Annotated in this window: 23 protein-coding genes and 1 pseudogene; 14 read left to right on the top strand and 10 right to left on the bottom strand. The window is 66.6% G+C overall.

Annotation, left to right across the window (positions count from 1 at the left end):
* The first annotated feature begins 52 nt into the window (after nt 1-52).
* Nucleotides 53-916, top strand: a complete 864-nt coding sequence (locus tag PX653_RS02820) for a LysR family transcriptional regulator (RefSeq protein ID WP_277416429.1) — start codon at nt 53-55, stop codon at nt 914-916.
* Between the two features lie 35 nt (nt 917-951).
* Here the strand turns inward: PX653_RS02820 and fos are convergent, their stop codons facing one another.
* Together fos and PX653_RS02810 are read right to left on the bottom strand one after the other, a co-directional pair.
* Nucleotides 952-1,362 carry a fosfomycin resistance glutathione transferase gene (fos, locus tag PX653_RS02815; RefSeq protein WP_277416428.1) on the bottom strand — a complete coding sequence of 137 codons (411 nt, stop codon included), beginning with the start codon at nt 1,360-1,362 and terminating at the stop codon, nt 952-954.
* A 64-nt stretch (nt 1,363-1,426) separates the two neighbouring features.
* Nucleotides 1,427-2,324 (bottom strand): annotated as a pseudogene (locus PX653_RS02810) (cupin-like domain-containing protein).
* Between the two features lie 77 nt (nt 2,325-2,401).
* Between PX653_RS02810 and PX653_RS02805 the strand changes: the two are divergent.
* The 3 genes from PX653_RS02805 to PX653_RS02795 are packed head-to-tail and all read left to right on the top strand — an operon-like array spanning nt 2,402 to nt 4,859.
* Nucleotides 2,402-3,235 carry an MlaE family ABC transporter permease gene (locus tag PX653_RS02805; protein ID WP_277416427.1) on the top strand — a complete coding sequence of 278 codons (834 nt, stop codon included), beginning with the start codon at nt 2,402-2,404 and terminating at the stop codon, nt 3,233-3,235.
* Nucleotides 3,236-3,240: 5 nt separating this feature from the next.
* A complete protein-coding gene (locus tag PX653_RS02800) occupies nt 3,241-4,209 on the top strand; it encodes an MlaD family protein (RefSeq protein WP_277416426.1) in 969 nt (322 codons plus the stop codon).
* Entirely contained in the window at nt 4,206-4,859 is a 654-nt protein-coding gene (locus PX653_RS02795; RefSeq protein ID WP_277416425.1) for a hypothetical protein, read from the top strand. The genes PX653_RS02800 and PX653_RS02795 overlap by 4 nt, the downstream gene beginning before the upstream one ends.
* A gap of 71 nt (nt 4,860-4,930) precedes the next feature.
* On the opposite strand, the gene PX653_RS02790 is transcribed toward PX653_RS02795, so the two are convergent.
* The 4 genes from PX653_RS02790 to PX653_RS02775 all read right to left on the bottom strand — a co-directional run bounded on the left by PX653_RS02790 (nt 4,931) and on the right by PX653_RS02775 (nt 8,909).
* The gene (locus PX653_RS02790; RefSeq protein ID WP_277416424.1) at nt 4,931-6,193 is read right to left on the bottom strand and encodes a DEAD/DEAH box helicase; all 1,263 of its coding nucleotides are present in this window, start codon (nt 6,191-6,193) and stop codon (nt 4,931-4,933) included.
* A gap of 108 nt (nt 6,194-6,301) precedes the next feature.
* Nucleotides 6,302-6,985 (bottom strand): type 1 glutamine amidotransferase domain-containing protein, encoded by a 684-nt coding sequence (locus tag PX653_RS02785; protein WP_277416423.1) that lies wholly within the window; start codon nt 6,983-6,985, stop codon nt 6,302-6,304.
* A 92-nt stretch (nt 6,986-7,077) separates the two neighbouring features.
* A complete protein-coding gene (locus tag PX653_RS02780) occupies nt 7,078-7,683 on the bottom strand; it encodes a TetR/AcrR family transcriptional regulator (protein WP_277416422.1) in 606 nt (201 codons plus the stop codon).
* Nucleotides 7,684-7,739: 56 nt separating this feature from the next.
* On the bottom strand, nt 7,740-8,909 hold the full coding sequence (locus PX653_RS02775; protein WP_277416421.1) for a mandelate racemase/muconate lactonizing enzyme family protein: 1,170 nt from the start codon (nt 8,907-8,909) through the stop codon (nt 7,740-7,742).
* Nucleotides 8,910-9,020: 111 nt separating this feature from the next.
* Here PX653_RS02775 and PX653_RS02770 point away from each other — a divergent pair, with 111 nt between their 5' ends.
* Entirely contained in the window at nt 9,021-9,929 is a 909-nt protein-coding gene (locus PX653_RS02770; RefSeq protein ID WP_277418498.1) for a LysR family transcriptional regulator, read from the top strand.
* Here PX653_RS02770 and PX653_RS02765 read toward each other — a convergent pair.
* Both PX653_RS02765 and PX653_RS02760 read right to left on the bottom strand, forming a co-directional pair.
* A complete protein-coding gene (locus PX653_RS02765) occupies nt 9,895-10,281 on the bottom strand; it encodes a VOC family protein (protein WP_277416420.1) in 387 nt (128 codons plus the stop codon). The genes PX653_RS02770 and PX653_RS02765 overlap by 35 nt on opposite strands.
* A gap of 49 nt (nt 10,282-10,330) precedes the next feature.
* Nucleotides 10,331-10,723 carry a hypothetical protein gene (locus tag PX653_RS02760; RefSeq protein ID WP_277416419.1) on the bottom strand — a complete coding sequence of 131 codons (393 nt, stop codon included), beginning with the start codon at nt 10,721-10,723 and terminating at the stop codon, nt 10,331-10,333.
* A 75-nt stretch (nt 10,724-10,798) separates the two neighbouring features.
* Here PX653_RS02760 and PX653_RS02755 point away from each other — a divergent pair, with 75 nt between their 5' ends.
* A complete protein-coding gene (locus PX653_RS02755) occupies nt 10,799-11,167 on the top strand; it encodes a MerR family transcriptional regulator (RefSeq protein WP_277416418.1) in 369 nt (122 codons plus the stop codon).
* 448 nt (nt 11,168-11,615) lie between these two features.
* Here PX653_RS02755 and PX653_RS02750 read toward each other — a convergent pair whose 3' ends face one another.
* On the bottom strand, nt 11,616-12,818 hold the full coding sequence (locus PX653_RS02750) for a TIGR04552 family protein (RefSeq protein WP_277416417.1): 1,203 nt from the start codon (nt 12,816-12,818) through the stop codon (nt 11,616-11,618).
* Between the two features lie 127 nt (nt 12,819-12,945).
* The gene (locus PX653_RS02745) at nt 12,946-13,572 is read right to left on the bottom strand and encodes a LysE family translocator (RefSeq protein ID WP_277416416.1); all 627 of its coding nucleotides are present in this window, start codon (nt 13,570-13,572) and stop codon (nt 12,946-12,948) included.
* A gap of 62 nt (nt 13,573-13,634) precedes the next feature.
* Here PX653_RS02745 and PX653_RS02740 point away from each other — a divergent pair, with 62 nt between their 5' ends.
* The 8 genes from PX653_RS02740 (at nt 13,635) to PX653_RS02705 (ending at nt 22,212) form a co-directional block, all read left to right on the top strand.
* Nucleotides 13,635-14,369, top strand: coding sequence for a Mut7-C RNAse domain-containing protein (locus PX653_RS02740; RefSeq protein ID WP_277418497.1), 735 nt, complete (start codon nt 13,635-13,637; stop codon nt 14,367-14,369).
* Between the two features lie 45 nt (nt 14,370-14,414).
* Nucleotides 14,415-15,641, top strand: coding sequence for a succinyldiaminopimelate transaminase (dapC, locus tag PX653_RS02735; RefSeq protein ID WP_277416415.1), 1,227 nt, complete (start codon nt 14,415-14,417; stop codon nt 15,639-15,641).
* A 3-nt stretch (nt 15,642-15,644) separates the two neighbouring features.
* Nucleotides 15,645-16,472: a 2,3,4,5-tetrahydropyridine-2,6-dicarboxylate N-succinyltransferase gene (gene dapD, locus PX653_RS02730; RefSeq protein WP_277416414.1), complete on the top strand. Its 828-nt coding sequence runs from the start codon at nt 15,645-15,647 to the stop codon at nt 16,470-16,472.
* Nucleotides 16,473-16,552: 80 nt separating this feature from the next.
* Nucleotides 16,553-17,701, top strand: coding sequence for a PilT/PilU family type 4a pilus ATPase (locus tag PX653_RS02725; RefSeq protein WP_277416413.1), 1,149 nt, complete (start codon nt 16,553-16,555; stop codon nt 17,699-17,701).
* Nucleotides 17,702-17,797: 96 nt separating this feature from the next.
* A complete protein-coding gene (locus PX653_RS02720; RefSeq protein ID WP_277416412.1) occupies nt 17,798-18,148 on the top strand; it encodes an ArsC family reductase in 351 nt (116 codons plus the stop codon).
* A 4-nt stretch (nt 18,149-18,152) separates the two neighbouring features.
* Nucleotides 18,153-19,289: a succinyl-diaminopimelate desuccinylase gene (gene dapE / locus PX653_RS02715; RefSeq protein ID WP_277416411.1), complete on the top strand. Its 1,137-nt coding sequence runs from the start codon at nt 18,153-18,155 to the stop codon at nt 19,287-19,289.
* Between the two features lie 22 nt (nt 19,290-19,311).
* Entirely contained in the window at nt 19,312-20,199 is an 888-nt protein-coding gene (gene prmB, locus PX653_RS02710; protein ID WP_277416410.1) for a 50S ribosomal protein L3 N(5)-glutamine methyltransferase, read from the top strand.
* Nucleotides 20,200-20,202: 3 nt separating this feature from the next.
* Entirely contained in the window at nt 20,203-22,212 is a 2,010-nt protein-coding gene (locus tag PX653_RS02705; protein WP_277416409.1) for an ATP-binding cassette domain-containing protein, read from the top strand.
* Nucleotides 22,213-22,230: the final 18 nt, after the last annotated feature.

Below are 22,230 nucleotides of genomic sequence, written 5' to 3'. Positions count from 1 at the left end.
AATATGCATACCATCGGCGCTTCGATGCAAAAATGCATCAGCGGAGCGACTCATGGATTGGGACAACGCGCGCATCTTCCTTGCCATTCATCGCGCCGGCACCTTGCGCGGCGCCGCCGCGCGGCTGGACATCGACCAGGCCACCGTCGGCCGGCGCCTCGCCGCACTGGAGCAGTCGCTGAACGCGACGCTGTTCCTGCGCACGCCGTCAGGCTACGTCGCCACGCCGGCCGGGGAGGCGGCAGCGCGTTCGGCGGCCCTGATGGAGGAAGCGGCATTGCAGCTGCAGCGCGAGATGCTGGGCAGCGACCACCGTCTGGCGGGCGTCGTGCGGGTGGCGACGACGGACACGCTGGCCGTGCACTTCGTCATGGCCGCGCTGGCGCGCCTGCACGACGTCCACCCGGACATCGCCATCGAGCTGGTGGTGAACACGTCGATCGCCAGCCTGACGCGGCGCGAAGCCGACCTGGCCGTGCGTACATTGCGCCCGACGGAGCCGGACCTGATCTCGCGCCACCTGGCGCGCCGCGCCGCCGGCCTGTTCGCGAGCCGCGCCTACGTCGAGCGGCGCGGCATCCCCGCCATCGATGCGGGGCTGGCGGGCCACGACCTGGTGATTTTTCATCCGTCGGTGGCGCCACGCCAGTCACGCGAGCTGGGCGGCGCCAGCGTGGCCGATGCCCGCGTCGTCATGCAGGTCAATACCGGGATGATGCTGCAGGAGGCGGTACGGGCGGGGCTGGGGATTGCCGAGCTGCCGATCCACATGGCCGGCGACGATCCCGGGCTGGTGCGGATCTGGCCGGAGCGGCAGCACTGGTATGACCTTTATCTGGTCATGCACGGGGATCTGGGGCGGAGTGCGCGGGTGCGGGCGGTGGCGGAGGCGATTGTCGCTGGGGTGCCGGCGTAGGAATGCGCGGCGGAACTCACCACCGCGCCTGCGGTTCAGTCGAACAAGCGCATGCCGTCGTAGGGAGCTAGGCGGCATTGGGAAAGCCGGCTGGCCAGGTCGCCGACGTGGACTTCCAGCTTGTGCCCGTCGGGATCCAGGAAATAGAACGATTTACCTTCACTGCGATTCGTCTTCCATTCGACGACGCTGTGGTCGAGTAATCGGGCGACGAAAGCGTCGAACTGGTCCGCCGCCACGCTGAACGCATAGTGCGTATAGTCGGGTGCCGGCTGTGAGCTCCTGCTCGCGTCCAGCGACAGGCACAGCCACAGGTCGCCCAGCGAAAGGTAGGCACCTGCACGCCAGGTAGCATGGAGTCGAAAGCCAAGCAAGGTGCGGTAAAAATCGACACTGCGGTGCAGGTCCAGGACCGCAAGCGTTAGATGGTTTAGTCCAGATAGCATAGGCCGGATTCAGAGTAGCTCAGTGTACTGGTCCGTTACCTGCCAGGCAAGCGGGCGGACGTCGTCACGCACCGGCAGCGGACCGAAGCACGAACGGCACCGCCCGCGCCCAACGATTGGACGACAGCGAAAACGTCAACGCCCGCACCTGGTGATACCACCCGGCCGGCACGTACAGCATATCCCCGGCGCCACGATGCACTCGACGCAGGCGGCCTGCCGCGCCAGCGGATAGCGCTCGTAATCCGGCGCCTCCGGATCGAACGGAGAGCCGAACAGGATGGCATTGGCTTCGTTCGGATAGAGGAACTCGTCGTGGTGCGGTGGCGCCAGGACGATGCGTTTGCTGCCCCACACCTGCGCGAACACGTTGTCGTCGTAGTCGCAATGCAGCGGCGTGACGGTGCCGGCAGGCCCCAACCAGAAGCGCGGTGGGCCCATCTTGTCGAAATAGGCCGGCCAGTGGCACAGCCGGTTCAGTTCGCGCAGCTCCAGGTTGCCCAGGTAAGGCGGCAGGCCAGGCGTGTCCGCCGCCACCAGGTCCAGGTAGGCCAGCAGCGACATGTCCTGCATTGCGCGATCCGGCGCGAATGCCGTGCCGATGTAGTCGCCCACGCGGGCGCGCACCGGCAGGTGGCTGTAGTGCTCGCGCAGCGAGTCCACATCAAGTGCCGCCAGCGGCCAGCGCGCGGCGGCGCCTGTCATCAGGAACGGCAAGCCCTCCATGGCGCGGGCACGGAACGCATTGGCGTCGAGGGGGCCGGTGCGCGGGACCGGTCCAGCCGGGGCAGGCGGCGCGCGGCCACCTTGATGGCCTCGCGCATCGCAGCGATGGAGGCCACCCCGCGCACCTCGGCGGCGCGGCGCTCGCGCTCGGCGCGCAGCAAGGCGGCATCGGCGGCGGCGGCTTCCGCCTGCTGCCGGGTGGGCGGCAGGCGCGTGGATTGGTTCGGTTCTGACATGGCGGCATTGTAGCCGGCCCCGAGGGCGCCGGGCCAGCCGGATCGCCACCGCGCGGCGCGGATGTTAAGATCGCAACATGATCACCCATGCATCAATCTTTCCCTCGCTGCGCCGCATCCAACGGGCCACCGTGGTCTGGCTGACGAGCTGGTGGCGCCTGCTGCAGTTCGCCGTCCTGGTGCTGACGCTGGCGTTCACGCCATCGAGCTACCGCAAGGACAACCGCAACCGCCTGGCGTGCCAGCTGGTGCTGTCGACGGCGCCGAACCTGCTGTGGTTCTCGATCCTGGCGACATTGATCAGCCTTGTCATCATCCGCATCGTCGTCGTCACCGCGTTCAGCTACGGCCTGTCCGGCTATGCGCTGGAGATGGTCGTCCGCGTGCTGGTGCTGGAGCTGATTCCGCTGACGGTCGCGCTGTTCGTGGCGCTGCGTACGACCCTGCCGGCCGGCGTGGAGTTCGCGCAGAAGCGCCTGGCCAATGCGGCCGCGGCCCCCGCGGGTTCCGCCGGCGCCCGCACCGATCCTGTCGAAGCGCTGCGCACCGAGTTCTTCCCGCGCGCGGCGGCCGGCATGTTCGCCGTCTGGCTGCTGGGCGCCGTCAGCTGCATCCTGACCCTAGTGCTGACCTACCTCGTCATCTATGGATTCACGCCCTACGGGCTGCCCGGTTACACGCGCGTGGTGGGCCAGATCTTCAATCCGTCCGTGGCGCTGATCCTGGTGCTGAAGATCGCGTTCTTCAGCTTTGCCGTCGGCCTGATTCCCCTCGCGTCGTCGTACTTCGATGCCGCCGCCAATCCGTTCGTGCTGCGCTTTCGCGCCACGCACGGCCTGGCCGACATGGTCCGTATGTTCTCCGTGATCCTGCTGATCGAAATCGCCTCGCTGATGGGCAACTACTACTGAACACAATGAGCGAACCGACTCCTCCCGTTTCCCCTGCCCCGGCCGAACCCGCGCCGGTCCGCAACGCCGAATTCAAGGCCGCGCTGCTGCTGGTGCTGATGGTCGCGCTGCTGGCCGGCGCCGCCCTGTACCTGATGTACGCGCGCGGCGCGTTCGAGCCCACCCAGCGCCTGGTGCTGACGGCCGACGATTCCGAAGGTGTGACCGTCGGCATGGACGTGACGTTCGCCGGCTTCCCCATCGGTCGCGTGCAGCGCATCGAGCTGTCCACCGAAGGCAAGGCGCGCGTGCTGGTGGACGTGCCGAAGAAGGACGCCCACTGGCTGCGCACCACCAGTATCTTCACGCTGGAAAAAGGCATCGTGGGCGGCGCCAAGCTGCGCGCCTTTACCGGCATTCCCACCGACCCGCCGCTGCCGCCAGGCGCCGAACGGGGCCTGCTGGTGGGCGACGCGGCCGCCGAGATTCCCAAGCTGCTGGCCGCCGCGCGCGACGTGCTGGCCAACGTGGCGGCGCTGACGGCGGAGGAGTCGGCGCTGGGCAGCAGCCTGAAAAACGTCCAGGGCGTGACAGAGAAACTGAACGGGCCCGGTGGCGCCATGGGCCTGATCGCGGGCGAGGACCGGAAGGCGCGCGAGCTGCTGGCCAATGCGAACTCGCTGATCGTGCGTGCCGACCGCCTGGTGGGCAATGCCGACAGCAAGGTGTTTGGCAAGGACGGCGTGGCCACCGATGCGCAGGCGGCCATCGTGCAGTTGAATGGCCTGCTGGCCGATGCCCGCAACAGCCTGAAGAAGATGGACGCCGTGCTGGTCGAGGCACAGGCCGTCGGCAAGAACGCCCGCGTGGCAACGGAAGACCTGGGCGCGCTGCGCGCCGACATCGACAGCAACCTGCGCCGCATCGAGCAGCTGGTCAACGAGATCAACCGCAAGTGGCCGTTCAAGCGCGAGACGGAGATCAAGCTGCCATGAAGACCATCGCTCCCCTCCTCTCCCTGCTGATGCTGGCGGCCTGCGGCAGCGCGCCGCCCGTGCCGGACTGGAAAATGAACGCGCAAAGCTCACTGCAGCGCACCACCGACGCCTACATGGAAGGCAAGGACGCGATCGAGAAGAACGAATTTACGCGCGCGCGCGGCGAGATCGCCGCCACCGGCAAGGTCGATCTCGTCATCCGCGCGGAACTGATCCGCTGCGCGCTGCGCACGGCGGCGCTGGCGTTCGACGAGTGCGCGGGATTCGAGGCGCTGCGGGCCGATGCGACGCCGGCGGACCTGGCGTATGCCGCGTACCTGGCGGGCCGCGCGCAGCCGGGCGACACCGCGCTGCTGCCCGAGCCCCAGCGCGCCGTGCTGGCCGCCGGCTCCGACCAGGCGGCGGCCGCGGCGGCGCAGGCGATTGCCGATCCGCTGTCGCGCCTCGTGGCGGCCGGTGCGCTGTTCAAGGCCAACCGGGCGACACCGGAGTTGTTGGCGATGGCGGTGGAGACGGCGTCGAACCAGGGCTGGCGCCGGCCGCTGCTGGCGTGGCTGAACGTGCAGGCGCTGCGCGCGGAGCAGGCCGGCGCGGCGGACGAGGCGGCGCGAGTGCGGCGGCGGATGGCGCTGGTGGAGGGGAAGTAAGCGCTACTGGGGTCTGTCCTCCCGCAGGGGACTGACCCCGAAGTCCGGGGTGCCGCCGGCAAACTTCAGGGTCAGTCCCCTGCGGGGACAGACCCTTCGGCGGCCGCTTCCCGCAGCTTGTCCTTCTTGCTCTTGCGCTTGCCCTTGATGCCGCCATTGACGGTGTCCGTCGCGGCGCTGGCCGGTGCCGGCGCCGTCAGCACCGGCTCGAAGCCGGCCACCGTCTCGCGCGGCACCCGCTTGCCCTGGCGCTTCTCGATCAGGCGGAAATGCTGCTCCATGTCCGCGCTGACAAAGCTGATCGCCGTGCCGCTGGCGCCGGCGCGGCCCGTGCGCCCGATGCGGTGCGTGTAGTCGGCCGGGGAACGGGGCAAATCGAAATTGACGACGACCGGCAGCTGCGCGATGTCGATGCCGCGCGCGGCCACGTCGGTGGCGACCAGCACGTGCAGCCTGCCGGCGCGAAAGTCCGCCAGCACTTCCGTGCGGGCGCCCTGGCTGAAGTCGCCGTGGAACGCTTCCGCGGCGATGCCGTTGCGGCGCAGCTTGTCGGCCACGTGTTCGCTTGCGTACTTGGTCGCGACGAACACCAGCACCTGGCGCCAGCCGTGCTGCTTGATCAGGGTCTTCAGCAACTGCAGCCGGCGCAGCGGGTCGACGGCAAAGGCACGCTGCTCGATGGCCGGCGCCGAAGCCGTGTCGGCCTGCACGTCGACCCGCAGCGGCTCGCGCAGCAGGTTGCCGGCGAGTGCCTGCACGGCAGGCGGGAACGTCGCCGAGAAGAACAGGTTCTGGCGCTGCGCCGGCAGCAGCGCCAGGATGCGCGCGATCTCGTCGGCGAAGCCCATGTCCAGCAGCTTGTCCGCCTCGTCCAGCACCAGGGTGGCCGTCTGATCCAGCTTGATCGCATTGTGCTCGACGAGGTCGAGCAGGCGGCCAGGCGTGGCGACCAGGATATCGGTGCCGCCGCGCAGCGCCATCATCTGCGGGTTGATGGAGACGCCGCCGAACGCGATCGTCACCTTGATCGTGGACGGCAGGTGCTGCACCAGCGCGCGGATCGCCTCGCCCACCTGGGCCGCCAGCTCGCGCGTAGGCACCAGCACGAGGCCGTGCAAGCCGCGGCGCGTGCCCTGGCGCGCCAGCAACGCATGCAGCATCGGCAGTGCGAAGGCGGCCGTCTTGCCGGACCCGGTCTGGGCGGCGCCCAGCACGTCGCGCCCCGCCAGTGCCGCCGGGACGGCACCGGCCTGGATGGGGGTCGGGGCCTGGTAGCCGATGGCGGCGATGGCGTCGAGGATGGCGGGCGCAAGGCCCAGGGTAGTGAATGGCATGGCGTGAATTCTTTGCGGTCGTTCGTTAGGGCCGCAGTATAAAGCACCGGGCGCACCCAGCCGTCGGAACGGCCTGGTGCGCGGCCGGATGCGTGCCGGTGATGGCGATCAGGCCGCGCGCAATTGTGCGACCAGCACCGTTGCCGCTTCGGCCGAGGAACCGGGATTCTGGCCCGTGATCAGGAGGCCGTCACGCACCACGTAGGATGCCCAGTCGTCGCCGCGGGAGTAGTCGCCGCCCTTGGCTTTCAGTTCGTCCTCGACGAGGAACGGCACGATGTCGGTCAGCTGCACTGCCGCTTCCTCGCTGTTCGTGAAGCCCGTGACGCGCTTGCCTTCGACGAGCGGACGGCCATCGGCATTGCGCACGTGGCGCAGGACACCCGGGGCATGGCAGACCAGCGCGACGGGCTTGTTCGCGGCGATAAATGCTTCGATCAGCGCGATCGAATGGCGGTCTTCGGCGAGGTCCCACAGCGGGCCGTGGCCGCCCGGGTAAAACACGGCGTCGAAGTCCGCTTGCGAGACGCTGTCCAGGCGCACGGTCGCGGCCAGCTGCGCCTGGGCGTCGGGGTCCGCTTCGAAGCGGCGTGTCTGATCCGTCTGGAAGTCGGGCTCATTGCTTTTCGGGTCCAGCGGCGGCTGGCCACCCTTGGGCGACGCCAGCACGATCTGCGCGCCCGCGTCCTTGAAGGTGTAATACGGTGCAGCCAGTTCCTCCAGCCAGAAGCCGGTCGTGCGGCCCGTGTTGCCCAGTTGGTCGTGCGAGGTCAGGACGATCAGTACTTTCATGGTAAATCTCCTTTGGTGATGCGACAATCCCCAGTAGACCGGTCGTCTAGCTGTAGGGCAAAAAAAACTGCATGCCTTGGTGCAGCACGGCGCTATGCAGTGATGTGCAACAGTTGCCGGGTCGTGGCCAGCGCCGTCTCGAACGGCTGCGCGCTGCGGCCGATCTTGACCATGATGCTGGCGCCCAGCCACTGTTGGTACAGGGAGCGCGCCACTTCCGTGGCCTCGCCGTCGATCCCCAGCGAACCCTCTTCCACGCCGGCCGCGATCGCCGTCGCCAGGCGGGACACGATGCCATCGGTGCCGTTCTGCAGCACGCGGCGCATGGCTTCCGACAGGTCGGCCACCTCCGCTCCCAGCTTGACGGCCAGGCACTTGCCCTGGCAGTCCTGGAACGACTGCGCCTGCTGCCATGAGGCCCAGTACTGCATCAGCCGCTGGGCCATCGTCAGGCCCGGCGTCGCCATCGTGCGGTCGATCTCGGCCAGGTATTCGTCGAAGTAGGCCTGCAGCATGGCCTCGCCGAAGGCGTCCTTCGACCCGAAATAATGGTAGAAGGAACCCTTCGGCACGCGCGCCGCTGTCAGGATCTCGTTCAGACCCACCGCAGAATACCCCTTCCATGCCATGATGCGCTGGCCCGTCGCCAGGATGTTGGCGCGGACGTCGGTGTGGGAAGCTTGGCTCGCGGTGTTCATGGGCCGGACTTTATATGAAACTAGACCGGTCGTCTAGAACAATTTGCAGTGCGTCTTTATTGCCCGCCCAGTTCGCGCATCCGCTCATAGAGGTTGGCCTTGCCCTCGAAGCCGATGCCGGGCAGGTCCGGCATCGTGATGTGGCCGTCCTCCACCCGCACGCCGTCCGGGAAGCCGCCGAACGGCTGGAACAGGTCCGGATAGCTTTCATTGCCGCCCAGGCCAAGGCCCGCGGCGATATTGAGCGACATCTGGTGGCCGCCATGCGGAATGCAGCGGGTACGTGACCAGCCGTGCTGCTCGAGCATGTCCAGCGTGCGCAGGTATTCGACCAGGCCGTAGCTCAGGGCGCAGTCGAACTGCAGCCAGTCGCGGTCCGCGCGCATGCCACCGTAGCGGATCAGGTTGCGCGCATCCTGCATCGAGAACAGGTTCTCGCCGGTGGCCATCGGGTTGTCGTAGTAGCTGCGCAGGGTCGCCTGCAGCTCGAAGTCGAGCGGGTCGCCCGCCTCCTCGTACCAGAACAGGTCGTACTGCGACAACGCCTTGGCATACGCGATGGCGGTGTCCAGGTCGAAGCGGCCGTTGGCATCGACCGCCAGCTTCTGGCCATCCTGCAGCACCGACAGCACGGCATCGATGCGGCGCAGGTCTTCGTCCAGCGAGGCGCCGCCGATCTTCTTCTTGACCACCGTGTAGCCGCGGTCGACGTAGCTGCGCATCTCGTCCTTCAGCGCATCCATGCTCTGGCCCGGATAGTAGTAGCCGCCGGCCGCGTAGACGAATACCTTGCGTTCCGGCGTGCCGCTGCCATAGCGCTCGGCCAGCAGCTGGTACAGGGGCACGCCGGCGATCTTGGCGGTGGCATCCCAGATCGCCATGTCGATGGTGCCGATCGCCACCGAGCGCTCGCCGTGGCCGCCGGGCTTTTCGTTGGTGTACATGCAGTCCCAGACACGGTGCGGATCGAGGTTGCCGCCGTCGTCCGTGACGAGCGTGGCGGGATCGGCCTGCAGGATGCGCGGGATGAAGCGCTCGCGCATCAGCATGCCCTGGCCGTAGCGGCCGTTCGAATTGAAGCCGTAGCCGACGACGGGCTTGCCGTCGCGGATCACGTCCGTGACGACCGCGACGAGACTCAAGGTCATCTTCGAGAAATCGATGTAGGCATTGCGGATGGGGGAACTGATGGGGAACGTGCGCTCCCGGATGTCAACGATCTTCATTGGGATTCTCCTGGTGGAATGACGCCACTCTACCCTTGTCCCTGGCAGTTATAATTCAAATGAAATCAAACCATTCCTCAGAAAAAGTGAAAAACAGAAGTGACAAACGACATGGAATTCTTCGTGTTGCTGGCCAAGCTGGGCAGCCTGTCGGCCACGGCGCGCGAGATGGGCGTGACGCCGCCTGCCGCCACGCGCCGGCTGATGCTGCTGGAAGGCCGGCTGGGCGTGCGGCTGGCCAACCGCAGCACGCGCCGCGTCAGCCTGACCAGCGAGGGCGAGCTGTACCTGGCCCAGGCCACGCAGATCCTGGCGGACATTCGCGCGATGGAGGAATCGGTCAGCAGCCGGCGCGCGGCGCCGAAGGGACTGTTGCGCATCAATGCCACCTTGGGGTTCGGCCGCACGACGATCGCGCCGCTGGTGTCGCAGTTCGCCCGCGCGTGGCCGGAAGTGGAGGTGCAGCTGCAGTTGACGGACCGCGCCATCAACCTGGTGGAGGAAGCGTACGACCTGGGCATCCGCTTCGGCGAGCTGCCCGATACGCGCCTGACAGCACGACGCATCATGAGCAACCGGCGCTTCCTGTGCGCGGCGCCCGCCTACCTGAAGCGCCATGGGCCGCCTGCCCTGCCGGCCGACCTGGCGCGGCACGCGTGCATCCTGCACCGGCAGAACGACGACGCCTTCGCGACCTGGCGCCTGACCAAGGGGAGGAAGACGGAAAGCGTGAAGGTGCGCGGCCACCTGTCATCCAACGACGGCGACGTGGTGCTGGGCTGGGCCCTGGACGGCCACGGCATCCTGCCCCGCTCCGAATGGGACGCGGCCAAGTACCTGGACAGCGGCCGGCTGCAGCTGGTGCTGCCGGACTACACGCTGCCGGCCGCGGACCTGTACGCCTACTACCCCAGCCGCGAGCACCAGAGCGCGAAGGTGCGCGCGTTCCTGGATTTCCTGGTGGCCCAGCTGGCCCCGCCGGCGGCTACATCCCCACGTCGCCGTACGGCCCCGCGATGACGACGACGTAACCCTCCGGATCGCGCAGCCAGATTTCGCGGTGCTGCGCGTTGCGGTTCTCGTGGGGCTCTTCCAGCACCGTCGCGTCGATGCCGGCGGCGCGGTCGACGGCATCGTCGAAGTCGTCGGTCCAGAACCACAGCACGGCGCCATTGCCGACCGGCTGGTCAGCCTTGCCGAGATGGGCGTGGTGATGGGCATCCCAGCGATGCAGCTGCAGGACCATGTGGCCCTCGAACATCAGCTGGTCGTAGTCAGGCCCGCCATGGCCGCTCTTGCAGCCGAGGACAGTCTGGTACCAGCGGCTCGACGCTTCGACGTCGCGGACGGCGATCAGGGGTTGCGCTTGCATGGGCTCCTCCGTGGTCAGTCTGGGAAGCGCAAGCATAGCATCGTCAAGCTCAGCCGCGGCGCAGCGGCAGCCACTGGACGACGCCCCACAGTGCTTCCGGCACGATGAAGAGCCACAATAGCGGCGTATCCGAGACGGCCAGCGCCCAGGCCATCCAGGCCGTGAACACGAAGCGCCCGACGCCGTCCATCCGGCCGAAACGGGGCTGCGGATCGGCCATGCGCAGGAGCGCCCAGCCCAGCACGACGCTGCCCATCAGGCACGCGAACAGCACGTGCAGCGGCGCGAACGGGGGCAGCGGCGCGCCGCCCAGCGCCGTGTTCACGGCATCCAGGCTGCCATGGGCAAGGACGAACGTCCATGGCGTGGCGAAGGGCGCGGTGACGACCAGGTCGTAGAAGGCGCTGGCGCGCACGATGCGGCGGTAGGTGGCTTGTTCCATGCTTTGCTCCGTTCGATGTGATGGCCCATGCTAAAGGGTGGAGTACACTCCAGGGTCAAGCACAAGGAGACACGGATGCGCATTGGTGCAATGGTGGCCGCGACGGGCATCAGCCGCGACACGCTGCGGTTCTATGAAAAGCGCGGCCTGCTGCGGGCGCGCCGCACGGCCGATGGCTATCGGGACTATCCGCCGGAGGCGGTGGAGTGGCTGCGCTACATCCGCACCGCGCAGGCGCTGGGCTTCACCTTGGCCGAGATCGAGGCGGAGCTGCCGTTGCTGGACACGCCGGCCGCCACGTCGGCGCCGATGCTGCGTGCTGCGCTGGCCGCCAAGCTGGGCGAGATCGACCGCCGCATCGACGGCCTGGCCGCGCTGCGCGGCGAGCTGGCGCGGCGGCTGCATGCGTTGCCGGAGGAGTGTCCGCTGGCGACGGTGGCCTGAGCCCAGTGGGAGTCCCACATCGACATTGCGAAATTGGGGACAGTCTCCTATTTACGGAATCGGCAGAAGCGGGGACCAGAATTGGGGACAACCTCCAATTTCCAACTCACCCAGAATTGGGGACAACCTCCAATATCCCAACTCACCTGCGCGCAGCACCAGAATTGGGGACAACCTCCAATATCCCAACTCACCTGCGCGCAGCACTGACGGCCAGGACCGCCGACATCGACCGCCGTATCGACGACGAGGCGGCGCAGCTTCTCTATTTCTAATTGGGAGGCTGTCCCCAATTTCCAATTTCCTAACTGGGAGGCTGTCCCCAATTTTGGGGAACCGGATGACCCAGCCTTGTCCCACTCGCCCATCATCTTGCCGGTCATTGAAGCCAGGCTGCGCACTTGCGGGATGAGGAAGGCCGAAGTGGGACGGCCGTCTTCTAGCAGGATTAAGCTTTGCGAGGCGACGCCGCCAGCGGCTCAGGCTCCCCTGCCGGGCTGGAACAGGCAGCGATCCAGTCGCTCAATTCGCGGCCGAGGACGCGCAGGCGGGCCGTCTCGACCTGGCGCCGCTTGTAGGCTTCGTGGCTGGATGGGCCCGTCATGCTGCGCTCGTGGCTTTCCTTGTCCATCAACTGCACTTCATAGTCAAAGAAAAAGCCCACGTCATAGTCCTCGCCCGCCGTTTCGGGATAGTCTTGCCCGGCCTGCAGATGGATCATCTTGCGAACCGTGACCTGGATGCTGCTGAAATCGGCCCCGCTGTGGGGATTGTCGGCGCGAGTCTGGCGCTTGGCGACAGCCTCGAGCTCCGCGTCCATCGTTTGCAGCAGCTCGGCCGGATAATCGTGGCTGCGCTCCAGCATGAAGCGGTATTTCACGAAAATCTCCTTGGCCGCTTGCAGGTCGAGCAAGGTATTGCGAGTGCGGTTGGGCTCGATGTTGGTGATGGACAGGATGTGCGCGCGCTGCAGGGTCTCCAGCGCCAGCAGGCATTCGAAGCGCGTGCCGAAGACGAGGCGAACGCCCAGGTGGTCGTAAATGTCCTGCGCCAGGTAGGCAGCCTTTTGCAGCAGCTTGAGCAGGATGCTGTTGCGGCCCTTGTTGCGCTTGCGTTCAAGATGATGCAGGGGGAGGCACAGCTCGCCGTCGGACAGGAAGTAACGACCCTGGTCGTCTTCGTGGATCACCTCGTCGAGCGTGGCGAACACTTGCTCGCGAATCGTATTGAAGTGGCGCAGCTCCAGATTGTTGTCGATATAGAAAATCGCATGCATCACTTTGAGGATGGCGCACGACCACATGCGCTGCTCGCTGTGTTGCTGAGCGTGGTGGGAAGCGTAGACCAGCAGCTGGATCGGATCGTCGGGCGCGTAAACGTCGCGCGGAATAAGCGTTTCCTGGCCCGGCTGCAAGAACGTGCCGGCGATGAAATCGACTGCCTCGCGATGGGCGTTGCGGATGATGTCGCGGGCGGCCGGCTGGTCCAGGTCATAGCCGTATTCGCGCACGAATTCGCGCGCATCGCGCAGGTTGCGCAGCGCGAGCGACTCCAGGTCGATCGCCGAGCGGCCGCTGGCCATGGCCCCCAGATAGCCCCAATTTAACGAGAACTTGCGCTTGGTCTCGAGCGTGGGCCGGAATTCGCTCATGTGTTCTGCCTTGATTCTGCTCTATCCGAGCAAGTATCGGTCGGTTAGGAATTGAGGTCAATCAATATCCGATGCATGGGGAGAATATCCAACATTCCCTGGAGGGCCTCAGCCAAGAGAGGGACTGTCAGCGCGCCCAGATCAGCCGCAACCCCAACCCGATGAAGACTACACCCGCGCCCCGGTCCAGCCACGGCCCGGCCTTGGGATGGCGCTGCAGCCACATGCCGATGGCGCCGGAGAACCAGCCCAGCAGGCCGAACAGCACGGCCGCCTGCAACGTGAAGACGATCCCCAGCTGCGCCAGTTGCAGCGCGGCGGCGCCGTTCGCCGGCAGCACGAACTGCGGCAGGAACGACAGGAAGAACAGGATGACCTTCGGGTTGACGGCGTTGGCGAAACAGCCCTTCAGGAACAGGCGCGCCAGCGATTCCTCCGCCCCGCTGTCGGTACCGACCCGGGCGACGCCGGAGCTGCGCAGCGCGTGCCAGCCCAGCCAGACCAGGTACAGGCCGCCGCCCACTTTCAGGGCCGTCAGTGCGAAGGGCGACGCCGCCACCAGCGCGCCGACGCCGACGACAGCCAGCAGCGTGTGGCTGAGGCAGCCGAACGCGCAACCCAGGCCGAACGCGATGCCGCGGCGCCGCCCGCGCGACATGCCCATGCCCAGCACCATCAGGTTGTCTGGCCCGGGCGAGGCGGTGATGAGGACGGCGGCCAGCAGGAAGGCGGCGAGTTGGGCGAAAGTCAACATGGGATGGGCAGCGAAAAGTGCGCAAGTATATAGGCGATCGCCGCCTGCGCTACACTGCCGCCATGGTCACCGCGACGTTCCGCTTCGATACCGCCCTCGACACGTTCCTGCCGCGCGAACGGCGCGGCCACGCCTGGACCGTGCCGTGCGCCCGTGCAGCCACCGTCAAGCACATGGTGGAGGCTCTGGGCGTGCCGCACACGGAGGTGGGCACCGTCACCATCGACGAACGCCCTGCCCCACTGGACGAATTGCTGGCCGATGGCGCCAGCGTGTACGTGCCAGCGGCACAGCCGGTCGTCCTGCCTGCCGCCGAGGCCCGCTTCGTGGCGGACGCCCACCTGGGCGCCCTGGCCCGCTTCCTGCGCATGGCGGGCTTCGACACGCTGTACGACAACGCCATCGACGACGCGGCCGTCGAGGCCTGCGCGCGCGACGACGGCCGCATCGCGTTGACGCGCGACCGCGAGCTGCTCAAGCGGCGTGGCGTGCTGCGCGGCGCCTACGTGCGCGCGCTCAAGCCGGAGCAGCAGTTGCACGAAGTGTTCCGGCGCTTCGGGCTGGCCGGCGCCATGCGGCCCTTTACACGCTGCCTGTCCTGCAACACCCCGTTGCGCACTGTGCCGAAGACGCAGGTCGAGGCGCGGCTGCCGCCGTCCGTCCGGGCGACGCACGAGCACTTCCTGGCGTGCGACACCTGCCACGGCGTATTCTGGCAAGGCTCGCACTGGCGCCGCATGCGCGGGCTGCTGGACAACGTGGCCGGCCCGGACGCGCAGGCGCCGATGACGCTATAATCTTCGGTTCCAACCCACGCTTACCGAATTGCCGACTGGTCCAACGTGAATCCACTTCTCGACAAGCTGCAACCCTACCCGTTCGAAAAACTGCGCCAGCTGTTCGCCGGCGTGACGCCCAATCCCGCGCTGCGCCCCATCAGCCTGGGCATCGGCGAGCCGAAACATCCCACGCCGCAATTCATCCGGCAGGCGCTGGCCGACAACCTGTCCGGCCTGGCCAGCTACCCCAGCACCATGGGTTCGGAAGCCCTGCGCGGCACCATCGCGACGTGGCTGGAGCGCCGCTACGGCCTGCCGGCGCTGGACCCTGCCACGCAGGTGCTGCCGGTAAACGGTTCGCGCGAGGCGCTGTTCGCGTTTGCCCAGGCGGTGATCGACCCCACGGCGGACGAAACGCCGCTGGTGGTCTGCCCGAATCCGTTCTACCAGATCTACGAAGGCGCGGCCTACCTGGCCGGCGCCGAACCTTACTTCGTCAATTCGGACCCGGCACGCAATTTCGCGCCCGACTTCGACACGGTGCCGGACGAGGTCTGGAAGAAAGTCCAGCTGCTGTACATCTGCAGCCCGGGCAACCCGACCGGCGCCGTGCTGACGCTGACGGACTGGGAGCACCTGTTCGCGCTGTCCGAGCGCTACGGGTTCGTCATCGCTGCCGACGAGTGCTATTCCGAGATCTACCACGGCGACGAGCCGCCGCTGGGCGCCCTGCAGGCGGCCCACACGCTGGGCCTGTCCAGCGTCGAGCGGCCGTATGCGCGCCTGGTGGTGTTCTCCAGCCTGTCCAAGCGCTCCAACGTACCGGGCATGCGCTCGGGCTTCGTTGCCGGCGACGCCGAGGTGCTGAAGAAATTCCTGCTGTACCGGACCTACCACGGCGGCGCCATGAGCCCCGCCGTGCAGGCCGCCTCGATCGCCGCGTGGAACGACGAGACCCACGTGGCGGACAACCGCACGCAGTACCGCGCCAAGTTCACCGTCGTCACGCCGCTGCTGCAGACGGTGCTGGACGTGGCGCTGCCGGACGCCGGCTTCTACCTGTGGGCCGACGTGAGCCGCACCGGGCTGACGGACGAGGAGTTTGCCCGTCGCCTGTACGCCGACTACAATGTCACGGTCCTGCCGGGCAGCTACCTGGCGCGCGACGCGCATGGCAGCAACCCGGGCCGCAACCGTATTCGCATGGCGCTCGTGGCCGAGACGGCCGAAGGCCTGGAGGCCGCGCAGCGCATCGTCCAATTCTGCAACACCCTGACCACACGAAGCTAAATCATGACTCAACAACTGCAGCAAATCATCGAACAGGCCTGGGACAACCGCGCCGAAATCAACCCGGGCAACGGCAGCGCCGAACTGCGCGACGCCGTCTCGCACGTGCTGGCCGGCCTGGACAACGGCACCCTGCGCGTGGCGCAGAAGGACACCGGCACCTGGGTCGTGAACCAGTGGATCAAGAAGGCCGTGCTGCTGTCGTTCCGCCTGGAGAACAACGTCGTGCTGCCATCCGATGGCACGATGCAGTTCTACGACAAGGTGCCGACCAAGTTCGCCAACTATACCGCCGACGATTTCGCCAAGGGCGGCTTCCGCGTGGTGCCGCCGGCGGTCGCACGCCGCGGTTCGTTCATCGCCAAGAACGTCGTGCTGATGCCGTCGTACGTCAATATCGGCGCGTACGTCGACGAAGGCGCGATGGTCGACACGTGGGCGACGGTGGGTTCCTGCGCGCAGATCGGCAAGAACGTGCACCTGTCCGGCGGCGTGGGCATCGGCGGCGTGCTGGAACCGATGCAGGCCAACCCGACCATCATCGAGGACAACTGCTTCATCGGCGCCCGTTCCGAGATCGTCGAAGGCGTCATCGTCGAAGAGAACTCCGTCATCTCGATGGGCGTCTACATCGGCCAGTCGACCAAGATCTACGACCGCAGCACCGGCGAAGTGACGTACGGCCGCGTGCCTTCCGGCTCGGTCGTCGTCTCCGGCTCGCTGCCGTCGGACGACGGCAAGTACAGCCTGTACTGCGCCGTGATCGTCAAGCGCGTCGACGCGCAGACGCGCGCCAAGACCGGTATCAACGAGCTGCTGCGCGGCGTGTAATCGCCACCGACCGCGGATGCATCGGGGACTGTCCCATTGGGACTGTCCCCGGTTTTCACCACTGACCGAAAACAACGCCCATGATCGACCGCCTGTTCCAACTGATGAAGGAAAAGAACGCGTCGGACATGTTCTTCGCGGTGAACTCACCCGTCCACATCAAGATCAACGGCAACCTGATTCCCATCAACCAGCACAAGCTGGAGCCCGAGAACATCACGGCCCTGCTGGCCGAGATCTGCACGCCCGCCCAGATGGACGAGCTGGAACAGACCAATGAGCTGAACATGGGCGTGTCGGTGCCGAACCTGGGGCGCTTCCGCCTGTCGGCCTTCCGCCAGCGCGGCAGCATCTCCGCCGTGTTCCGCTTCGTTCCCGCCAACATCCCCGCCCTGGGCGAACTGGGCCTGCCGCCCGTGCTGGCGGAACTGATCATGGAAAAGCGCGGCCTGCTCTTGCTGGTGGGTTCCACCGGCTCGGGCAAGTCGACGACGATCGCGTCCATGCTGGACCACCGCAACGAGCTGCGCTCCGGTCACATCCTGACCCTGGAAGACCCGATCGAGTACCTGTTCAAGAACCGCAAGTCGATCGTCAACCAGCGCGAGATCGGCAGCGACGCCAAGGACTTCGAGACGGCGCTGAAAAACTCGCTGCGCCAGGCCCCCGACTGCATCCTGATCGGCGAGATCCGCGACCGCGAAACGATGGCGGCGGCGCTGGCCTATGCCCAGTCGGGCCACCTCGTGCTGGCCACGCTGCACGCCAACAACAGCTACAACGCCCTGAACCGCATCATCAGCTTCTATCCCATCGAGAACCGGCCTGCCCTGCTGCAGGACCTGTCGTCGACGATCAAGGCGATCGTGTCGCAGCGGCTGATCCGATCGAGCGGCGGCGGCACGCGCACGCCGGCCGTCGAGGTCATGGTCAACACGCGCTACGTGTCGGACCTGATCGAGAAAGGCGACATCGGCCAGATCAAGGAAGCGCTGGAAAACAGCCTGTCGCCGGGCTCGCAGTCGTTCGAGCAGGCGCTGTATCGCCTGGTCCAGGAAGGCAAGATCACGCAGGACGAGGCGCTGGCGAACGCCGATTCCGCCACCAACCTGCTGTGGCTCCTGAATAACGGACCGGATTCGAAGCAAGCGCAGGCCACGCCGCCGGCCCCGGTCGAGCCGGGCGGCGCGGCGCCGGGGGCGTCGTTTACCGAGTTTACGCTGAATTGACGGCGCGGCGGACGCCCCCCGCACCACGCTATAATTGCACCCCTTATTTACCGAACACCCTGCGGCGGGGGCCGGCCCGCCCTATTCCAGATATCCATGATCACTCTCTACGGCATCCCCAACTGCGACACCGTCAAGAAAGCCCGCACCTGGCTCGCCGACAGCCAGCAGGACTTCACCTTCCACGACTTCAAGAAGCAAGGCCTCGACGCCGCCACCGTGCAGGACTGGCTGGCGCACGTGGACTGGGAAGTCCTCGTCAACAAGAAGGGCACCACCTGGCGCGGCCTGCCGGACGAGCGCAAGGCCGCCGTGCTCGATGCCGCCAGCGCCAGTGCGCTGATGCTGGAATTCCCGTCCGTGATCAAGCGCCCCGTACTGCGCACCGCGGACAGCTGCCATGTCGGCTTCAAGCCGGAACAGTACGACCAAATCTTCAATACCTGACACCATGACCGACTCCCGTACCCTCGCGCTGACCGAAAAACTGATCGGCCGCTCTTCCGTCACGCCCGAGGACAAAGGCTGCCAGCAGCAGCTGATCCGCGCCCTCGAACCGCTGGGTTTCAATTGCGAGACCATCGTCTCCGGCGACGTGACGAACCTGTGGGCCCGGCGCGGCACCGAGCAACCCGTGCTGGTGTTTGCCGGTCATACGGACGTGGTGCCGACCGGCCCCGTCGAGCAGTGGGCCTCGGAGCCGTTCTTCCCGACCATCCGCGACGGCAAGCTGTATGGCCGCGGCGCGGCCGACATGAAGACGTCCATCGCGGCGTTTGTCGTCGCCTGCGAGGAATTCGTCGCCGCCCATCCGGACCACAAGGGCTCGATCGCGTTCCTGATCACCAGCGACGAGGAAGGTCCGGCCACCGACGGCACCGTCGTCGTCTGCAACAAGCTGAAGGAGCGCGGCGAGACGCTGGACTACTGCATCGTGGGCGAACCGACTTCCGACAAGACGCTGGGCGACATCATCAAGAACGGCCGCCGCGGCTCGCTGTCCGGCCGCCTGACGATCAAGGGCGTGCAGGGCCACATCGCCTATCCGCAACTGGCGAAGAACCCCATCCACCTGGCCGCGCCGGCACTGGCCGAGCTGGTGGCCGAGGTCTGGGACGAGGGCAACGAGTACTATCTGCCGACGTCATGGCAGATGTCGAACGTCAAGGCCGGCACGGGCGCCAACAACGTCATCCCGGGCGAGATGGTCATCGACTTCAATTTCCGCTTCTCCACCGCCAGCACGGCCGACAGCCTGAAACAGCGCGTGCACGCGATCCTGGACCGCCACGGCCTGGCGTACGACCTGAAATGGACGCTGTCCGGCCTGCCCTTCCTGACCCCGCGCGGCACCTTGTCCACGGCGCTGTGCGAGGCGATCAAGGCGGAGACGGGCGTGGAGACGGAACTGTCGACGACGGGCGGCACCTCCGACGGGCGCTTTATCGCGCAGATCTGCCCCCAGGTGATAGAATTCGGGCCGCCCAACGCCAGCATCCACAAGATCGACGAGCACATCGAAGTGCGCTTCATCGATCCGCTTAAGAACATCTACCGCCGCACGCTGGAAAACCTGCTGCTCGGCTGACGCCGCACCTTACGAGACCACCATGGACACGACTCTCTTCACCACGCCGCGCGACCTGCTGCGCTATGCCACGACCCGCTTCAACACGGAACAGCTGTTCTTCGGCCACGGCAGCGCCGAGGCGTTCGACGAGGCCGCCTACCTGGTGCTGCACACGCTGAAACTCCCGCTGGACAAGCTGGAGCCGTTCCTGGACGCGCGCCTGCTGCCGGAAGAAGTGCAGCGCGTGCTGGCCGTGATCGAACGCCGCGCCACCGACCGCATCCCCGCCGCGTACATCACCAATGAAGCGTGGCTGGGTACGTACAGCTTCTATGTCGACGAGCGCACCATCGTGCCGCGCTCGTACATCGCCGAGCTGATTCCCGAGTACTTCGCGCCGTGGGTCAACAACCCGGAAGGCATCGAGAACGTGCTGGAACTGTGCACGGGCTCCGGCTGCCTGGCCATCATGATGGCCGACGCGTTCCCGGATGCGCAGGTCGATGCGGTGGACATCTCGGCCGACGCACTGGCCGTCGCCCAGCGCAACGTCGACACGTACAAGCTGCAGGACCGCGTCAACCTGGTCCAGTCGGACGTGTACAGCAACGTACCGGCGAAAAAATACGACCTGATCGTCACCAATCCGCCGTACGTGAACTCCGGTTCGATGGCGCGCCTGCCGAAGGAGTACCTGCACGAGCCGCAGATCGCGCTGGACGGCGGCACGGACGGCATGGACCTGGTGCGTAGAATCGTCGCCGGCGCGGCCGAGCGCCTGACCGACGACGGCCTCCTGATCGTCGAGATCGGCAACGAGAAAGCCTTTGCGGAAGCCGCTTTCGGCCACCTGGGCCTCACGTGGCTGACCACCAGCCAAGGCGATGACATGGTGTTCCTGCTGACCGCCGACCAACTGAAACTCTGATACATGATCCGTTTTAACCAAGTCAGCCTGATGCGCGGCGTGAAGCCGCTGCTGGAAAACGTCGACCTGACGCTGAACCCCGGCGACAAGATCGGCCTGATCGGCGCCAATGGCGCCGGCAAATCCAGCCTGTTCGCCATGCTGCGCAACGAGCTGCATCCGGACCAGGGCGACATCGACTTCCCCGCCAAGTGGCGCATGGCCTACGTGGCGCAGGAAACCCCGCCGCTCGAACGCGCCGCCCTCGATTACGCGATCGACGGCGACGTCAATTTGCGCAAGCTGCAGGCGGAACTGGCGCGCCTCGAAGCGCTGCCCGAATCCGAGCAGAACTCCGAGGAAAACGGCATCGCCATCGGCGAGGTGTACAGCGCGCTGGCCGACGCGGATGCCTACACGGTGCAATCGCGCGGCGAACAGCTGCTGCTGGGCCTGGGCTTCACCCTGGACCAGATGCAGCAGCCCGTCGCCAGCTTCTCCGGCGGCTGGCGCATGCGCCTGAACCTGGCGCAGGCGCTGATGTGCCCTTCCGACCTGCTGCTGCTGGACGAACCGACCAACCACCTGGACCTGGACGCGATCATCTGGCTGGAAGACTGGCTGAAACGTTATGCCGGCACCCTGATCATCATTTCGCACGACCGCGATTTCCTCGACGAGATCGTCAACGTCATCGTCCACATCGACGACCGCAAGCTGAAACGCTACTCCGGCAACTACTCCAGCTTCGAGCGCCAGCGCGCGGCGCAGCTGGTACTGATGGCCGGTACCGCCGAGAAGCAGGCGCGCAAGAAGGCGCACCTGGAGTCGTTCATCGAGCGCTTCAAGGCCAAGGCCTCCAAGGCGCGCCAGGCGCAAAGCCGCATGAAGGCGCTGGCCAAGATGGAGGAACTGGCCCCGCTGCGCGCGGCCGCCGAGTTCTCGTTCGAGTTCCGCGAACCGGTCAGCGCACCGAATCCGCTGCTGGTGATGGAAGATGTCGACTGCGGCTACCGCAGCGAGGACCCCGTCACGTACCAGACCAGCGTGAAGACCATCGTCCACGGCGTCAATTTCAGCCTGCAGACGGGCCAGCGCATCGGCCTGTTGGGCGTCAACGGCGCCGGCAAGTCGACCCTGATCAAGACGATCGCGGGCGACCTGACGCCCCTCGAAGGTACCGCGACGACGGGCAAGGGCCTGATCATCGGCTACTTCGCCCAGCACCAGGTGGAGATGCTGCGCCACGACGAGTCGCCGCTGTGGCACCTGCAGAAGATCGCACCGACGGTGCGCGAGCAGGAGTTGCGCAACTTCCTGGGCGGCTTCAACTTCCCAGGCACGATGGTGACGAGCTCCATTGCCCCGTTCTCCGGCGGCGAGAAGGCACGCCTGGCGCTGGCGCTGATCGTGTGGCAGCGGCCCAACCTGCTGCTGCTGGACGAACCGACCAACCACCTGGACCTGGAAACGCGCGAGGCACTGACGGAGGCGCTGGCGCAGTTCGAGGGCACTCTTGTCGTCGTCTCGCACGATCGCCACCTGCTGCGGGCCACGACCGACCAGTTCATCATCGTCGCCGACGGCAAGCTGCAGCCGTTCGACGGCGACCTGGACGACTACAAGGACTGGCTGTTCCAGACCAAGCTGGGCAAGGGCACGGACGTGCTGCCGGCGGCGGGCAAGGACAACAAGACCACCTATCCGTCCACGTCGCCGGTGGCGCCGCCAGCGGCCGCGCCGACCGTCGACAAACGCGACAAGCGCCAGGAGGCGGAGGCACGCCAGCGCCTGTCGGCGCAGCGCAAACCGATCGAGAACAAGATCAAGAAGCTGGAAGAACAGATCGCCAAGCGCAATGCGCAGAAGGCGGACGTCGATGCGCAACTGCTCGAGCCGGGCATCTACGACGCCGCCAACAAGCCGAAGCTCAAGACCTTGCTGGCGGACCAGGCGTTCTACACCAAGGACCTGGAGCAGCTGGAGGGCGAGTGGCTGGCGTTGCAGGAGCAGCTGGAGGCGCTGGTGGGCTAGCCAGGCCCGCTGGACTTC

Origin of the sequence: Pseudoduganella chitinolytica, from assembly GCF_029028125.1 — a bacterium.
Taxonomy (GTDB): Bacteria; Pseudomonadota; Gammaproteobacteria; order Burkholderiales; family Burkholderiaceae_D; genus Rugamonas; species Rugamonas chitinolytica.
Note: the sequence above shows the minus strand (reverse complement) of the source record. Positions and strands in the feature narration are given on the sequence as shown.